This is a genomic window from Caulobacter sp., from assembly GCF_035254145.1.
In the GTDB taxonomy this organism is placed as follows: domain Bacteria; phylum Pseudomonadota; class Alphaproteobacteria; order Caulobacterales; family Caulobacteraceae; genus Caulobacter.
The window spans coordinates 1-13,270 of the sequence record NZ_DATFAV010000243.1 but is presented as its reverse complement, the minus strand read 5'-3'; the positions used below and the strand labels follow the sequence as shown (position 1 = coordinate 13,270).

At 69.9% G+C, this 13,270-nt stretch carries 16 protein-coding genes; 13 read left to right on the top strand and 3 right to left on the bottom strand.

What is annotated here, in order from left to right; genetic code table 11:
* The 3 genes from VJ655_RS15190 to VJ655_RS15180 all read left to right on the top strand — a co-directional run.
* A partial coding sequence (locus tag VJ655_RS15190; RefSeq protein WP_324112482.1) for a hypothetical protein occupies positions 1–210 on the top strand: 210 nt, incomplete at its 5' end.
* A gap of 9 nt (positions 211–219) precedes the next feature.
* Complete coding sequence (lysA, locus tag VJ655_RS15185) at positions 220–1,491, top strand: diaminopimelate decarboxylase (protein WP_324112480.1); 1,272 nt, start codon at positions 220–222, stop codon at positions 1,489–1,491.
* Positions 1,492–1,646: 155 nt separating this feature from the next.
* Positions 1,647–3,197, top strand: coding sequence for a methyl-accepting chemotaxis protein (locus tag VJ655_RS15180; RefSeq protein ID WP_414646987.1), 1,551 nt, complete (start codon positions 1,647–1,649; stop codon positions 3,195–3,197).
* A 10-nt stretch (positions 3,198–3,207) separates the two neighbouring features.
* Here VJ655_RS15180 and VJ655_RS15175 read toward each other — a convergent pair whose 3' ends face one another.
* On the bottom strand, positions 3,208–3,789 hold the full coding sequence (locus VJ655_RS15175; protein ID WP_324112476.1) for a phosphoribosyltransferase: 582 nt from the start codon (positions 3,787–3,789) through the stop codon (positions 3,208–3,210).
* Entirely contained in the window at positions 3,731–4,672 is a 942-nt protein-coding gene (locus VJ655_RS15170; RefSeq protein WP_324112473.1) for an MJ0042-type zinc finger domain-containing protein, read from the bottom strand. The genes VJ655_RS15175 and VJ655_RS15170 overlap by 59 nt, the downstream gene beginning before the upstream one ends.
* An 82-nt stretch (positions 4,673–4,754) precedes the next feature.
* Here VJ655_RS15170 and ftsE point away from each other — a divergent pair, with 82 nt between their 5' ends.
* Genes ftsE through VJ655_RS15150 form a run of 4 tightly spaced genes read left to right on the top strand, consistent with a single transcriptional unit; the run spans position 4,755 to position 7,673 of the window.
* Positions 4,755–5,462, top strand: a complete 708-nt coding sequence (gene ftsE / locus VJ655_RS15165) for a cell division ATP-binding protein FtsE (RefSeq protein ID WP_324112472.1) — start codon at positions 4,755–4,757, stop codon at positions 5,460–5,462.
* Positions 5,459–6,352, top strand: a complete 894-nt coding sequence (locus VJ655_RS15160; RefSeq protein WP_324112470.1) for an ABC transporter permease — start codon at positions 5,459–5,461, stop codon at positions 6,350–6,352. Before ftsE ends, VJ655_RS15160 begins: the two co-directional genes overlap by 4 nt.
* Entirely contained in the window at positions 6,349–6,966 is a 618-nt protein-coding gene (locus VJ655_RS15155) for a YdcF family protein (RefSeq protein ID WP_324112468.1), read from the top strand. Before VJ655_RS15160 ends, VJ655_RS15155 begins: the two co-directional genes overlap by 4 nt.
* Positions 6,963–7,673 (top strand): lysophospholipid acyltransferase family protein, encoded by a 711-nt coding sequence (locus tag VJ655_RS15150; protein WP_324112466.1) that lies wholly within the window; start codon positions 6,963–6,965, stop codon positions 7,671–7,673. Before VJ655_RS15155 ends, VJ655_RS15150 begins: the two co-directional genes overlap by 4 nt.
* A 15-nt stretch (positions 7,674–7,688) precedes the next feature.
* On the opposite strand, the gene VJ655_RS15145 is transcribed toward VJ655_RS15150, so the two are convergent.
* A complete protein-coding gene (locus VJ655_RS15145) occupies positions 7,689–8,252 on the bottom strand; it encodes a gamma-glutamylcyclotransferase (protein WP_324112465.1) in 564 nt (187 codons plus the stop codon).
* A 27-nt stretch (positions 8,253–8,279) separates the two neighbouring features.
* Here VJ655_RS15145 and VJ655_RS15140 point away from each other — a divergent pair, with 27 nt between their 5' ends.
* The 6 genes from VJ655_RS15140 to VJ655_RS15115 all read left to right on the top strand — a co-directional run bounded on the left by VJ655_RS15140 (position 8,280) and on the right by VJ655_RS15115 (position 13,203).
* A complete protein-coding gene (locus tag VJ655_RS15140; protein WP_324112463.1) occupies positions 8,280–9,302 on the top strand; it encodes a DUF2125 domain-containing protein in 1,023 nt (340 codons plus the stop codon).
* A gap of 103 nt (positions 9,303–9,405) precedes the next feature.
* Complete coding sequence (locus VJ655_RS15135; RefSeq protein ID WP_324112461.1) at positions 9,406–10,206, top strand: chorismate mutase; 801 nt, start codon at positions 9,406–9,408, stop codon at positions 10,204–10,206.
* 48 nt (positions 10,207–10,254) lie between these two features.
* Entirely contained in the window at positions 10,255–11,376 is a 1,122-nt protein-coding gene (hisC, locus tag VJ655_RS15130; protein ID WP_324112460.1) for a histidinol-phosphate transaminase, read from the top strand.
* A complete protein-coding gene (locus VJ655_RS15125) occupies positions 11,377–12,315 on the top strand; it encodes a prephenate/arogenate dehydrogenase family protein (protein WP_324112459.1) in 939 nt (312 codons plus the stop codon).
* Between the two features lies 1 nt (position 12,316).
* On the top strand, positions 12,317–12,784 hold the full coding sequence (locus VJ655_RS15120; protein ID WP_324112457.1) for a hypothetical protein: 468 nt from the start codon (positions 12,317–12,319) through the stop codon (positions 12,782–12,784).
* Positions 12,785–12,861: 77 nt separating this feature from the next.
* On the top strand, positions 12,862–13,203 hold the full coding sequence (locus tag VJ655_RS15115; RefSeq protein WP_324112455.1) for an EF-hand domain-containing protein: 342 nt from the start codon (positions 12,862–12,864) through the stop codon (positions 13,201–13,203).
* Positions 13,204–13,270 lie beyond the last annotated feature (67 nt).

The window sequence follows — 13,270 nt, the reverse complement described above, 5'->3', positions numbered from 1 at the left end:
CTGTGGGATCCGGCCAAGAAGGCCGCCTGGGAAGCCGAGCGCCGCGCGGCCTCGGCCCAGGCCAACCAGCCGGCCCGCGCCGGCGGCGACCAGGAGATCCGCGACCCGGCCTCCAGCAATCGCACCATCCGCGCCGCGCCCCTGCCCGGCACCAAGGATCCGTTCGGCGGCCCGTCAGCGGCCGGCTTCCCCGGCGCCACGCCCAACTAGGACCTCGCGTTGAACCACTTCGAATACGGCCCCGAGGGCCTGGCCTGCGAAGGCGTCCCCCTGGCCAGGATCGCGGCCGAGGTCGGCACGCCGGTCTACGTCTATTCCCGCGCCACCCTGGAGCGGCATTTCACCGTCTTCCGCGACGCCCTGGCGGCGGCGGGCGTGATCGATCCCCTGATCGCCTACGCCGTGAAGGCCAACTCCAACGTCGCGGTGCTCAAGGTGCTGGGCGACCTGGGCGCGGGCGCCGACACCGTGTCGGAAGGCGAGATCCGCCGGGCCCTGGCGGCCGGCATCCCTGGCGAGCGCATCGTCTTTTCCGGCGTCGGCAAGACCCGCCAGGAAATCGCCTTCGCCCTCGAAGTCGGCGTCGCCGAGATCAACGTCGAATCCGAGCCGGAGCTGAACCTGATCGCCGAGGTCGCCGCTGGCCTGGGTCGAAAGGCCAAGGTCGCCTTCCGGGTCAATCCGGACGTCGCGGCCGGCGGCCACGCCAAGATCGCCACCGGCAAGTCCGAGAACAAGTTCGGCGTCTCGTTCGCCGAAGCCGCGCGCCTCTACGCCAACGCCAGCAACAACGCCGCCCTCCAGCCGGTGGGCGTGGCTTGCCACATCGGCAGCCAGATCACCGACCTGGCGCCCATGCGGGCGGCCTTCAGCAAGATGCGGGGCCTGGTCGAGCAGTTGCTTGGGGAGGGCTTGTCGGTCGAGCGCCTGGACCTGGGCGGCGGCCTGGGCGTGCCCTATTTCAATAGCCCCGAACCGCCCTCGCCCGCTGACTTCGCGGCCATGGTGGGCGAGGTCACCAAGGGCCTGCCCGTGACCCTGGCCTTCGAGCCCGGACGGGTGATCGCCGCCAACGCCGGCGTGCTGATCAGCCAGGTCGTGCACGTCCACGAGCGTCCCGAGGGCCGCAAGTTCCTGGTCATCGACGCGGCCATGAACGACCTGATCCGGCCGGCCATGTACGACGCGTTCCACGATATTCGCCCGGTGACTCGTCGCGCCCAGGCGGGCGAGACGGTCTACGACGTCGTGGGCCCGGTCTGCGAAACCGGCGACACCTTCACCCGCGACCGCGCCCTGCCGACGTTCGCCGCCGGGGACCTGGTGACCTTCATGTCGGCGGGCGCCTATGGCGCGGCCATGGCTAGCGAGTACAACACCCGCCCCCTCGTGCCCGAGGTCCTGGTCGACGGCGAGCGTTACGCGGTGATCCGCAAGCGCCCCACCTATGAAGAGATGCTGGCCCGCGATCTGGTCCCAGAATGGGTTTAGGTAATCGTACGGACCAAAAGCTTCTGCGATCGTCACTCTAGATTAACCGCGATCACCGACCTTAACCTCGATTTGGGGCGTGGAGTGTTTCGGTGAGTAGCTTCATTGAGTTCGACAGCATCGAAGCTCAGCGGAAGGTCGGTGGCCATCTGGTCATGGCCTGCATTGCGGCCCTGGCGCTGATTACGCCTGCCGCGAGCCTTTTCACCGGCGGTAAATCGTCGCTGGCCCTGGCCGGTGGTTCGGTGTTTCTCGCCGCCGTGGCCTGGGGAGGCTGGGCGATCTGGCGCGACAACGCCGCCCAGCGCATCTCCACCGCCGTCACCCTAATGGGCCAGGTCAGCCTGTTCATCGCCGCCTTCTCGGGCCATCCGCTGCAGGCCGAGGCTCGCATGGCCTATCTGGCCGCCCTGGCCCTGATGGTGGCCTATGGCGACTGGCGGGCCGTGGCCGTGGCGGCCGTCACCATCATCGGGGTCGACGTGGGCGCGACCCTGTTCGCGCCGCATCTGCTGATGAGCGGCGAGGTCACGCCCCTGCGCCTGGCGGCCAACGCCGGCGTCACCCTGGCCACCGCCTGGTCGTTGATCTGGCTGACGGCCAGCGTCTCGCGCCTGTTCGTCACCGTCACCGCCCGCACCGACAAGGCGCTGGACGCCGCCGCCCGCGCCGACGCCGCCAACGCCGACGCCGAAGCCCAGCGCGCCGCCCGCGACGCCGCCAACGCCGAGCAGGCCCGCCAAAAGGCCGCCCTGGAAGCCGAGCAGACCCAGGTCGTCGAGGAGCTGGCCGAAGCGCTGGCGCACCTGTCGCGCGGCGACCTGACCTGGCGCCTGACCAAGACCTTCGCCGACCGCTATGAGCCCCTGCGCGCCGACTTCAACGAGGCCCTGACCCGCCTGCAGGCCGCCATGCGCGAGATCGCCGGCAACGCCGCCACCATGACCGCTGGCGTCGCCGACATGTCGCGCGCCTCCGACGAGCTGGCCCGCCGCACCGAGCACCAGGCCGCCAGCCTGGTCCAGACCACCGCCGCCCTGGGCGAGATCACCGTCGCCGTCCAGACCACCGCCGAGAGCGCCAACCAGGCCAACGCCGCCGCCGCCGCCGCCCGCCAGGAAGCCGAGCGCTCCGACCCGGTGGTCAGCGAGGCCGTCGAGGCCATGACCCAGATCGAGACCTCGTCGGGCCAGATCGGCAAGATCATCGGCGTGATCGACGAGATCGCCTTCCAGACCAATCTGCTGGCCCTGAACGCCGGGGTCGAGGCCGCTCGTGCGGGCGAAGCGGGTCGTGGCTTCGCGGTCGTGGCTCAGGAAGTGCGGGCCCTCGCCCAGCGCTCGGCCGACGCGGCCAGGGAGATCAAGGACCTGATCAACGTCTCGGGCCAACAGGTCAGCGCCGGCGTCGAACGGGTCGGCCGCACTCGCGAGGCGCTGCAGCGCATCATCGCCCGCGTCTCGGAGATCAACACCCAGGTCAACGCCATCGCGGCCTCTGCCCACGACCAGGCCGGCGGCCTGGGCGAGGTCAACGCCACCATGGGCGAGATGGACCGCGTGGTGCAGCAGAACGCGGCCATGGTCGAAGAGACCACGGCCGCCGCCCACGCCCTGCGCACCGAAGCCCAGGAGCTGGCGCAGCGCGTCGACATGTTCGAGATCGGCCGCGAGAGGACCGCCCAGGCCGAGCAGCGCGCGGCCTAACCGGAAGCGGTCAGTCCAGCGCGCCGATGTACGGCAGACCGCGGCTCTTGCCCTCGTCGTCCAGGCCGTAGCCGACGAGGTAACGGGCGGGCGCTTCCCAGGCGACGAAGTCGGGCTCCATGCCGCGCGAGGTCGGCCAGGGCTTGCGGGCGAAGACCGCGGTCAGCACTTCGCTGGCGCCGGCGTCCTTGACCAGGCGCGCGGCTTCGGACAGCGACAGGCCGCTGTCGAAGACGTCGTCGACGACCAGGGCCCGACGGCCGACCAGCGGTCGCTGCAGATCCGCACGGACCTCGCACCGGCCCGAGCTCTTGCGCTCGTCGTGGTAGGACGCCAGCCACAGGGCGTCGAAGCGCACGTCGCGGCCGACCTTCCAAAGGGCGCGGGTCAGATCGGCGGCGAACCAGAGTCCGCCCGTCAGCAGGCAGACGGCCACGGTGTCGTTGTCGATGCGCGGCGCGATCGCCTCGGCCAGCGCCTTCACCCGTTCGGCGATCTCGGTCTCCGAGATCAGGACTTCGGGTTTCTTGGTGTCATTCATGATGAGCGGGTTCGTGAGAGTCGGAAGGGACGGTTTGGTCCCCGCTCTCATGTCCCGGGGGCGCTTGTCCAGCCGCTTCTGAGGGAGCCGGCGTGTCCTGGGCGCCGCGCAGCGCCGGTTCGGACGCCGCGCCGTGGCCGTCGGCGGCGGCCTCCGGCTTGTGGAGCGCCGCCTTGACCGCCTTGGCCGCGCCAACCTCGGCGAAGCCGACCTGCAGGTCCTTGGCCGTGCGGGGCGGGTCCATGAAGGTGATCGAGAAGTGACGCACCTCGCCCGGCGGAATCTTGGCGTTCGGGCTCGCGGCCAGTTGGCCGGCCACGCGCTTGCCTTCGCTGTTCAGCAATTCCACGCGCAGCGGCGGGGCGACCACCTCATGCTCGGTGATATTGCGGATCGCGCCGGTGACGGTCACGGCCGCGTGGCCGTCCTTCATCAGCGGCTGGGCCTTGATCCCGCCCTTGTCGATGACGAGGCCCACGGTGTTGACCGGCAGGCCGACCGCCGCATAGGCGCCCGCGGCGCCGGGCATGATGCGCACCACGTCGATCCGGAAGATCAGGGCGGCGATCACGATCGCGGCCATGGCCGCGGCCATGGCGGCCCAGACGACGCCGGTGGCGGTGGCTTCGCGCAGGCGACGCTCGGCGTCGGCGCGGGCTCGGAAGACCTTGGGAAGCTCCTCGCCCGGCAGGGCGCTGACCGGCGGTTCGTCGTCAGCCTCGGGCGTGGGAGCCTGGCCGCCCGCCGCCGCCGCGTCCTCGCCCGGGCTCGCCGGGCTGGGGGCCTGGGGTTCGTCGAAGAGATCCAGGGCCTCTTCGTTTCGCGCCGTCCAACGATGTCCGCACGCCGCGCAGCGCACGACACGCCCCGCCGATCCGACCTTGGCGTCGTCGACGAAATAGCGGCTGGCGCACTCCGGACAGGTCAGTATCATGGCCGCGAATCGAACGATCCCTGCATGATTAAATGGGGTCGCCGATTTTAACCCTGATGTCCAGAAAGCCCAGTGACGCGCCTTGCGGATCGACACAGAACAGGGCGATGACGCCCTACCGGTTGTCCGCTTCGAAGGCGTCTCGATGCGCTACGGCCGGGCGCCGGAAACCCTCAGAGACATCAGCTTTTCCCTGGGCCAGGGCTCGTTCCATTTCCTGACCGGCGCCTCGGGCGCGGGCAAGAGTTCGCTGCTAAAACTCATCTACCTGGCCCATCGTGCGTCACGGGGTCGCGTGGAGCTGTTCGGCCGGGACGTCAGCCTGCTGCACGCCCACGACCTGCCCTTCGTGCGCCGTCGCATCGGCGTTGTGTTTCAGGAGTTCCGGCTGCTGGAACACCTCTCGGTGTTCGACAACGCGGCCCTCCCGCTGCGCATCCTCAAGCGCAAGCCCGCCACCTACCGCGAGGACGTCGCCGAACTGCTGAATTGGGTGGGACTGGGCGACCGGATGCACGCCTTGCCCGCCACTCTGTCCGGCGGGGAAAAGCAGCGACTGGCGATCGCTCGCGCGGTCGTCGACCGGCCCGACATCCTGCTGGCCGACGAGCCGACCGGCAATGTCGATCCGGCGATGTCGCTGCGCCTGCTTCGCCTGTTCGTCGAGCTCAACCGCCTGGGCACCACGGTGCTGATCGCCACCCACGACGAGGACATGGTCGCGCGCGCCGCCAGGCCCGCCTTGCGCCTGCACGACGGCCGTCTGCTGGGCGCGGAGGTCGGGCGATGAGCGCCCTGTTCGACGTCTCGCGCTGGCGGCCAGGCCCGCTGCTGCCGCCGCGCGACGCCCGCGACGGCGCCTTGGTGTTCGTCGTGGCGGTGCTGTGTTTCCTGGCCTGCGTGACGGGCTTGGCGGCCCTGGCGGCAAACCGCGCCGCCCACGGCTGGACGGCCCAACTGAGCGGCTCGGCCACCGTGGTGGTTCGCGCCCGGGCTGGCGAAACGCCCGACAGCGCCGCCGCCCGCGCCGCCGAAACCCTGGCCGGCGTTCGCGGCGTGGTCGAGGCCCAGGCCCTCACGCGCGAGAAGGCCGAAGCCCTGCTCGAACCCTGGATCGGCAGGGACGCCCTGGTCGAGGATCTGCCGACCCCGCGCCTGGTCACCCTGGACCTGGACCCCAAGGCGCCGCCGACCGCCGAAACCCTGGACAAGGCCTTGCGATCGGCCGGCGTCGACGCCACGATCGACGATCACAGCCGCTGGATCGCCGACATCGAACGCGCCGCCGACATGGCGCGCCTGGCCGCCCTCGGCGTCTTCGCCCTGATCACGGCGGCGGCGGCGGCGGTGATCGCCTTCGCCACGCGGGCGGGCCTGGCCGCGCGCCGCGACGTGATCGAGGTCCTGCACTTCTCCGGCGCGGAGCAGGGCTTCATCGCCGGCCTGTTCCAGAACCACTTCGCCGCCATGGGCGCGCTGGCCGGCCTGCTGGGCGGCGCGAGCGCGGCCGGCGTCGGCGCGCTGGTGCGCTATTTCGGCGGCGGGGCCGGGCTCGCGCCGGTGCTGCCGTTGGCCTGGATCGACCTGCTGGTCGCCCTACCTTGCCCGCTGGCCGCCGCCCTGATCGCCGGCCTCTCGGCGCGCCTGGCCGCGGCGCGGATCGTGGGAGAGATGGCGTGAAGACGCTCGCCGCCCTGCTGATCGCTCTGATGATCTGGAGCCTGGGCCTGGTGGCGTTCACCGGCCGGGTGGACCTGTCCACGCCTGCTCCCGAGCCGCCGGCCGCCGACGGCGTGGTGGTCTTGACCGGCGCTTCGAACGTCCGGCTTGAAGCGGCCACGCGGCTGCTGGAAGAAGGCAAGGGCGAGCGCCTGCTGATCTCCGGCGTCAACCGCGAGGCCACCCGCGCCGACGTCCAGACCGTGACCAAGGCGGTCAAGCCGATTTACGACTGCTGCGTGGACCTGGGCTTCACCGCCGCCAACACCGTCGGCAACGCCCTGGAGACGGCCGAGTGGGCCAGGTCCAAGGGCTACAAGAGCCTGATCGTCGTCACGGCCGACTACCACATGCCCCGGTCGATGCTGGAGTTGCGGGCGGCCATGCCGGACGTCAAGCTGCACGCCTATCCGGTCAAGACGGACCTCAACGCCCATCGCTGGTGGAAGACCACCTCCAGCGCCCGGCGGATGGTGGTGGAATACTGCAAGTACCTGGCGATCCTGGGGCGCGAGGCGTTCCTGGGACTGGGACCGAAAGACAAGGCCGCCTCGGCGGCGAAGGAAGCTTCTTGATCTATCTGCGCTCGTTCCTCTTCCAGCTGTTCTTCTGGCTGTGGTCGGCCGGAATGGCGATCTTCATGATCGTCACCTTCCCCCTGCCGCGCGGCGCCAATCGCGCCTGCATGACCTTGTGGTCCAAGGGGTTGATCCTGGCCCTTCGGTGGCTGGCCGACGTCAAGGTCGAGATCCGCGGGCGCGAGAACCTCCCGACGGGCGCGGCCCTGGTCGCGGCCAAGCACCAGTCGATGTTCGACGTCTTCAGCCAGTTCGCCATCCTGCCGGACGCCTGCTTCGTGATGAAGAAGGAGCTTTTGATGGTGCCGCTGTTCGGCTGGCATGGCCTGAAGGCGGACATGATCGTCGTCGATCGGGCCGGCCATTCGGCCGCCCTGAAGAAGCTGGTGCGCGACGCAATCGAACGGATGAAGGAGACCCGCCAGGTCGTGATCTTCCCGGAGGGCACCCGCGGAGGCGTCGGCCAGCCGGGCGACTACAAGCCCGGCATCGCGGCCCTCTACCGCGAGCTGGACATGCCGGTGGTCCCCCTGGCCCTGAACTGCGGCGGCCACTGGAACAAGGGCTTCGCGATCAAGCCGGGGACGATCGTCTTCCACTACCTTGAGCCGATCCCCGCCGGCCTGAAGCGGGCGGAGTTCATGCGCGAGCTGCAGACCCGGATCGATACGGCCACCAAGGCCCTGGAGGACGAGGGGCTTTAGCTTCTCCTCCCCCGTTTACGGGGCAGGAGAAAGCCCCTCCTCGGCCTCGACCATCTTCAGCAGCTTCTCCATCGCATGGTCGCGCACGCCGTCCTCGCGCAGGTGGACGACGAGGTCGCGGAGATAGTCGATGTTCGGACCGGATAGGCCCGTCGCGCCGGCGATCAGCCGAGCCTGCTCCTCGAGGCTCAGCGCCCCCGCCCACTGGCTGTGCTTCATGTCCGACAGGAACACCAGGGCCGGCGTGCGCTCTCCGCCGCCGTCCAACTTCACGTCGCGCCAGGTCTCGAAATAGGTTTCGGTCGGTTGCTCGCGTTCGCGCAGATAGGCGTAGACCTCTTCCCAGGCCTGCCCCGCCACCCGGTAGGCCATGCCGCGCACCGCGCCGCCCGGCGCCAGGCCCAACACCAGGCCCGGTCGCTCATAGGTGCCGCGATGATGCACCGAATAGATGCAGAACGCTCTTCGGCGGCCGTGGAGAACGGCCGTTCTTCGGTCTATGAACGGGAACCCGGGCCGCCACATCAGCGATCCGTATCCGAACACCCAGCGATCTTCGCCGCCGCCTGCCAAACTCATCACCGTTCCCGACTGGACGCGCCTTTCATGACCCATAACGACGCCGCCCCGTCCCGCAAAGCCCCTCAAAAGGCTCGGCGCGGCCGACTGTTCGCGCCTTTCGTGCTGGCCGTCCTCGTCGCGGGCGGCTGGAGCTATGGCTGGTTCTGGCTGCGCGGCCAGGCCGAACAGCGGATGGACACCGAGGCGGCGGACCTGAAGTCACGCGGGTACGATCTGTCGTGGAGCGCGCGGACCTTCCACGGCTTTCCGTTCCGCATGAACGTCGACCTCGTCGACGCCCGCGTCGCCGAGCCCACCGGCTGGGCCGTCCGCGCCCCGCTGCTGAAGGGCGAGGCCGAGATCTTCGACGTGACCCACTGGGTGCTGGTCGCGCCGCAGGGTGTGGTCCTGACCCGGCCGGAAGCCGGCGACGTGACGATCACGGGCCAGGCGCTGCGGGCCAGTATCTCGCACGTCAAGGAATACCCGCCCCGCATCTCGGTCGAGGGCGCGGGCCTGGCCTTCGCTCCCGCTCCGGGCGCCAAGCCGTTCCAGCTGGTCTCGGCCGACAACATGCAGCTGCACCTGCGCGGCGGTCCCGACGACCAGGGCGCGATCTTCTTCAAGGCCGACGGCGCCAAGACCGCCTTCACCGGCCTTCTGGGCCGCATCGCCCAGGACAAGACGGCTTCGATGGTGCTGGAGACAAAGCTCTCGCACGTCTCGGCGCTGCGGGGCCGCAACTGGGAGGCCGCCGTCAAGCGCTGGAGCGCCGCTGGCGGCCAGATCACCCTGGAGCAGAGCCAGATCCTGGCCGGCGACGCCGAGGGCAAGGCCAAGTCCGGCATGCTGACGGTCGACGCCGACGGACGCCTGACCGGCGCCCTGGAAGTGGCGATCAAGGAGCGCGCGGATCTTTCCCAGCCGATCCGCACGCCGGAACAGGCCCTGGCCGCCGCCGCCGAGGCCCTCGGCCGCGAACCGGTCATCGAGGCCAGCCTCAAGTTCCGCGACGGGCGCACCTTCCTGGGCGTCCTCGACACGGGTCCGGCCCCCACCGTCTACTGATCGATCAACGATCACCGAAAACGCAATTTTATTCCCGCCCAGCCTGGGTATTGCGTGTTCAGCGGCAAAGACTATGGTCCGCCCTCCAATTTCGGGGAAAAACATGGGCAGCGACGCGACGGACGCCACACCGTCTCTCGAAGAGGTCCGATGGCGGCTCGACGCCATCGACGGTGAACTGCTGGCGCTGCTCGACGAGCGCGCCAGCCTGGCCGGCGCCGTCGCCGCCGCCAAGCGCGCGGCCGGCGACACCGGCTTTGGCCTGCGTCCCGGCCGCGAGGCCCAGATCGTTCGCAAGCTGCTCGACGCGCCGCGCAAGGGCGCCTCCGACGCCCTGGTCATCCGCATCTGGCGCGAGATCATGGCCGACAACCTGGCGCGCCAGGGTCCCTATCAGCTCTGCGTGTTCGGCGGGCGAGACCCGGCCCGGACGGTGGAGCTGACCCGCCTGCGTTTCGGCACGGCCCCGCGCCTGTCGATCGTCCCCACCGCCCAGGATGCCCTGGCCGTGGCCCGCGCCCCCTGGGGCGTGGCCGTCCTGCCGCTGGCGACCGACACGCCCTGGTGGGGCCGCCTGCTTGCCGAGCCCAAACTGAAGGTGTTCGCCGCCCTGCCCTGCCTGGCGACCTGGGGACCGCAAGCCGCCCTGGCCGTGGCCGAGGTGGAGGTCGAGCCGACCGGCGGCGACCAGACCTTCTGGGTCACCGACTCGCCCAAGGGCGCCGGCGCCATCGTCGAGGCCCTGGGCCAGGACGGCGTGGCCGCCGAGCCGGTCGCCGACGTCGGCGGCCTGAAGCTGTTCTCGCTGTCGGGCTTCTTCCAGCCGCACGACGAGCGCCTGGCCCGCGCGCCGGGCCAGCTGAGCGGCGTCATCGGGGCTGCGCCCGAGCAGTTCGACGTGTAAGAAGCCGCCGCCCGGCGCCGCTGGGCCGTCCGTCAACCGAGTAGTCCGATGACCGCCTCCCCCACCGACCGCTTCGCCGCGCCCCGTCCCGTTCCCAAGCCCGGGATCCTGGACATCCACGCCTATGTCGGCGGCAAGTCGAAGGTCGAAGGCGTCGCCCATCCGGTGAAGCTGTCGAGCAACGAGAACGTCCTGGGCAGCAGCGACAAGGCCAAGGCGGCCTATCGCGACGCGGTCGACCGCATGCACATCTATCCGGACGGCAAGGCCAATATCCTGCGCGAAGCCGTGGCGAAGCGCTTCAATCTCGAGCCCGAGCGCCTGACCTTCGGCGACGGCAGCGACGAGATCTTCGCCCTGCTGTGCCAGGTCTATCTCGAACCCGGCGACAACATCGTCCAGGGCGAGCACGGCTTCGCCGCCTACGCCATCGGAGCCCGCGCCTGCCAGGGCGAAGTGCGGATGGCCAAGGAGATCAACCACCGCATCGACATCGACGAGGTGGTCAAATGCGTCGACGAGCGCACGCGCCTCGTCTTCATCGCCAACCCCGCCAACCCGACCGGCACCTGGCTGACGGGCGAGGAGATCCGCGCCCTGCACGCGGCCCTGCCGCCGTCGGTGATCCTGGTTCTGGACGGCGCCTATTCGGAGTTCTGCAGCGACCCGCGTTTCGAGGATGGCCTCGACCTGGCCCGCGCCGCCGAGAACGTGATCGTCACGCGGACCTTCTCGAAGCTGCACGGCCTGGCCGCCCTACGGGTGGGTTGGGGCTATGCGCCGCCGCATATCATCGAGCCGCTCGAGCGCATCCGTCCGCCGTTCAACACCTCGATCCCAGGACAGGAGGCCGCCGTGGCCGCTCTGTTCGACGACGACTTCCAGGCCCGTTCGCTGGCCCTGGTCGAGCAGTGGCGGCCGTGGCTGACCCAGCAGCTGGGCGGCCTTGGCCTGGAGGTCACGCCGTCGGCGGCGAACTTCGTGCTGGCCACCTTCCCGACCGCGCCCGGCAAGACCGCCCTGGAGGCCGAGGCCTTCCTGGCGTCGAAGGGCTATCTGGTCCGCGCGGTCGCCAATTACGGCCTGCCGAACGCCATCCGCATCACCATCGGCCTGGAAGAGCAGAACCGCGCCGTGGTGGACCTGCTGGCCGAGTTCCTGGGGCGATAGATGTCTGAGCCCGGTATCCTCTACCCCAAGATGACGGTGATTGGCGCCGGCCTGATCGGCGGCTCGGTGATCCGCGCGGCCCGTCAGCACGGCGTCGTTGGCGAGATCACCGTCGCCGACGCCAGCGAGGCCCACCGCGCCCGCATCGCCGAGCTGGGCGTGGCCGAGCACGTCACCGGCGACATCGCCCAGGCCGTCAAGGACGCCGACCTGGTGGTCATCGCCACGCCGGTGCTGTCGATTCCCGACCTGGCGGCCCAGGTGATCCCGGCCATGAAGCCCGGCGCGACCCTGACCGACGTCGGCTCGACCAAGGGCAATGTCGCCGAGGCGTTCCGCGCCCAGGACATCTCGAAGATCTACGCCATTCCCGGTCACCCCATCGCCGGCACCGAGCAGTCCGGTCCCGACGCCGGCTTCGCCGAGCTGTTCGAGAACCGCTGGACGATCCTGACGCCGTTCGAAAACGACGACGAGCACTACGCCGCCGCCGTCGCGCGCCTGTCGGCCTTCTGGCGCGCCTTCGGGGCCCAGGTCGAGCTGATGGACGAAAAGCACCACGACCTGGTGCTGGCCGTCGTCTCCCACCTGCCCCACCTGATCGCCTATACGATCGTCGGCAGCGCGGCGGACCTGGAGAACGTCACCGAGAACGAGGTCATCAAGTACTCGGCCTCGGGCTTCCGCGATTTCACCCGCATCGCCGCCAGCGACCCGACCATGTGGCGCGACATCTTCGTGGCCAACAAGGACGCGGTGCTGGAGATGCTGGGCCGCTTCACCGAGGACCTGCAGGCCATGAGCCGGGCGATCCGCTGGGGCGACGCCGACACCCTGCACGCCCACTTCACCCGCACCCGCGCCATCCGTCGCGGCATCGTGGCGGCGGGCCAGGAAAGCGCCGAGCCGAACTTCGGGCGCGATCGCGGCAAGCACTAGGATGGAGCGCGGGGTCGTCATCTTGCTGGGCGGCTTCGTCATCGCTGGCGTGATCGGCGCGGTCGCCCTGCTGAGCGGCGCCGTCAAGGTGGACGTGGCGTTGATGCCCGCCTCTTCCGTTGGCGAGACCATCAAAACCATGGGTTCGACCGTTGACGTCTCGCTCCAGAGGGGCGGCGCGATCAAGATCAGCAATCGCGCGACCAGCGTGGAGAGGCTGCCTTCGGAACTGGACGCCCGCTTTCGCGCCTTGGGCGCCAAGGCGGACAAGCGCGAGCAGACCATCGTGATCTGGGCGGATCCGGACGTACCGAAATCCGACCTGGACCGTGTCCTGGAGCGCCTGAAAGCGGGCGGTTGGACAAGGATCCAGTTGTCGCGTGTCGCCCGCAAGGCGCTCGGCGTGCATGGCGGGCCTTCGTCTCCCGCCGCCGGAACGCCGACGGCGTCCCGCGCGATCTCGCCGTAATCACGAAATACGGCGGCAACAATCGAGGACCAAGCAGAGCCTTCAGGGACATTCACCCCCGGAAGGAAACAGCCTCCATGCGCCGCATACTTCTCGCCGCGCTCGCCACTGGCGCCACCCTGGCCGCTGGCGCAGCCCTCGCCCAGGAAGGTCCGCCGCCCGGACCGATGCGCCAGATGCCGGCTCCCGAAGACATCTTCAAGCGCTGGGACGCCAATGGCGACGGCGCGGTCGACAAGGCCGAATGGACGGGCGCGGGCCGTCCGGAAGACCGCTTCGCCATGATCGACGCCGACAAGGACGGCAAGGTCACCCTCGACGAACTGAAGGCGGCCTTCGAGAAGATGCGCCAGCGCCGCATGCAGCAGGGCGGCCCGCCGCCCGGGCCGCCGCCGGAAGGCGCTCCGCCGCAGAACTAGGCGTCCGCAAGGCCGCCACGAACGCCGCCCGAGACCCTTCGGGCGGCGTTTTGCGTTTCAGCCCGAC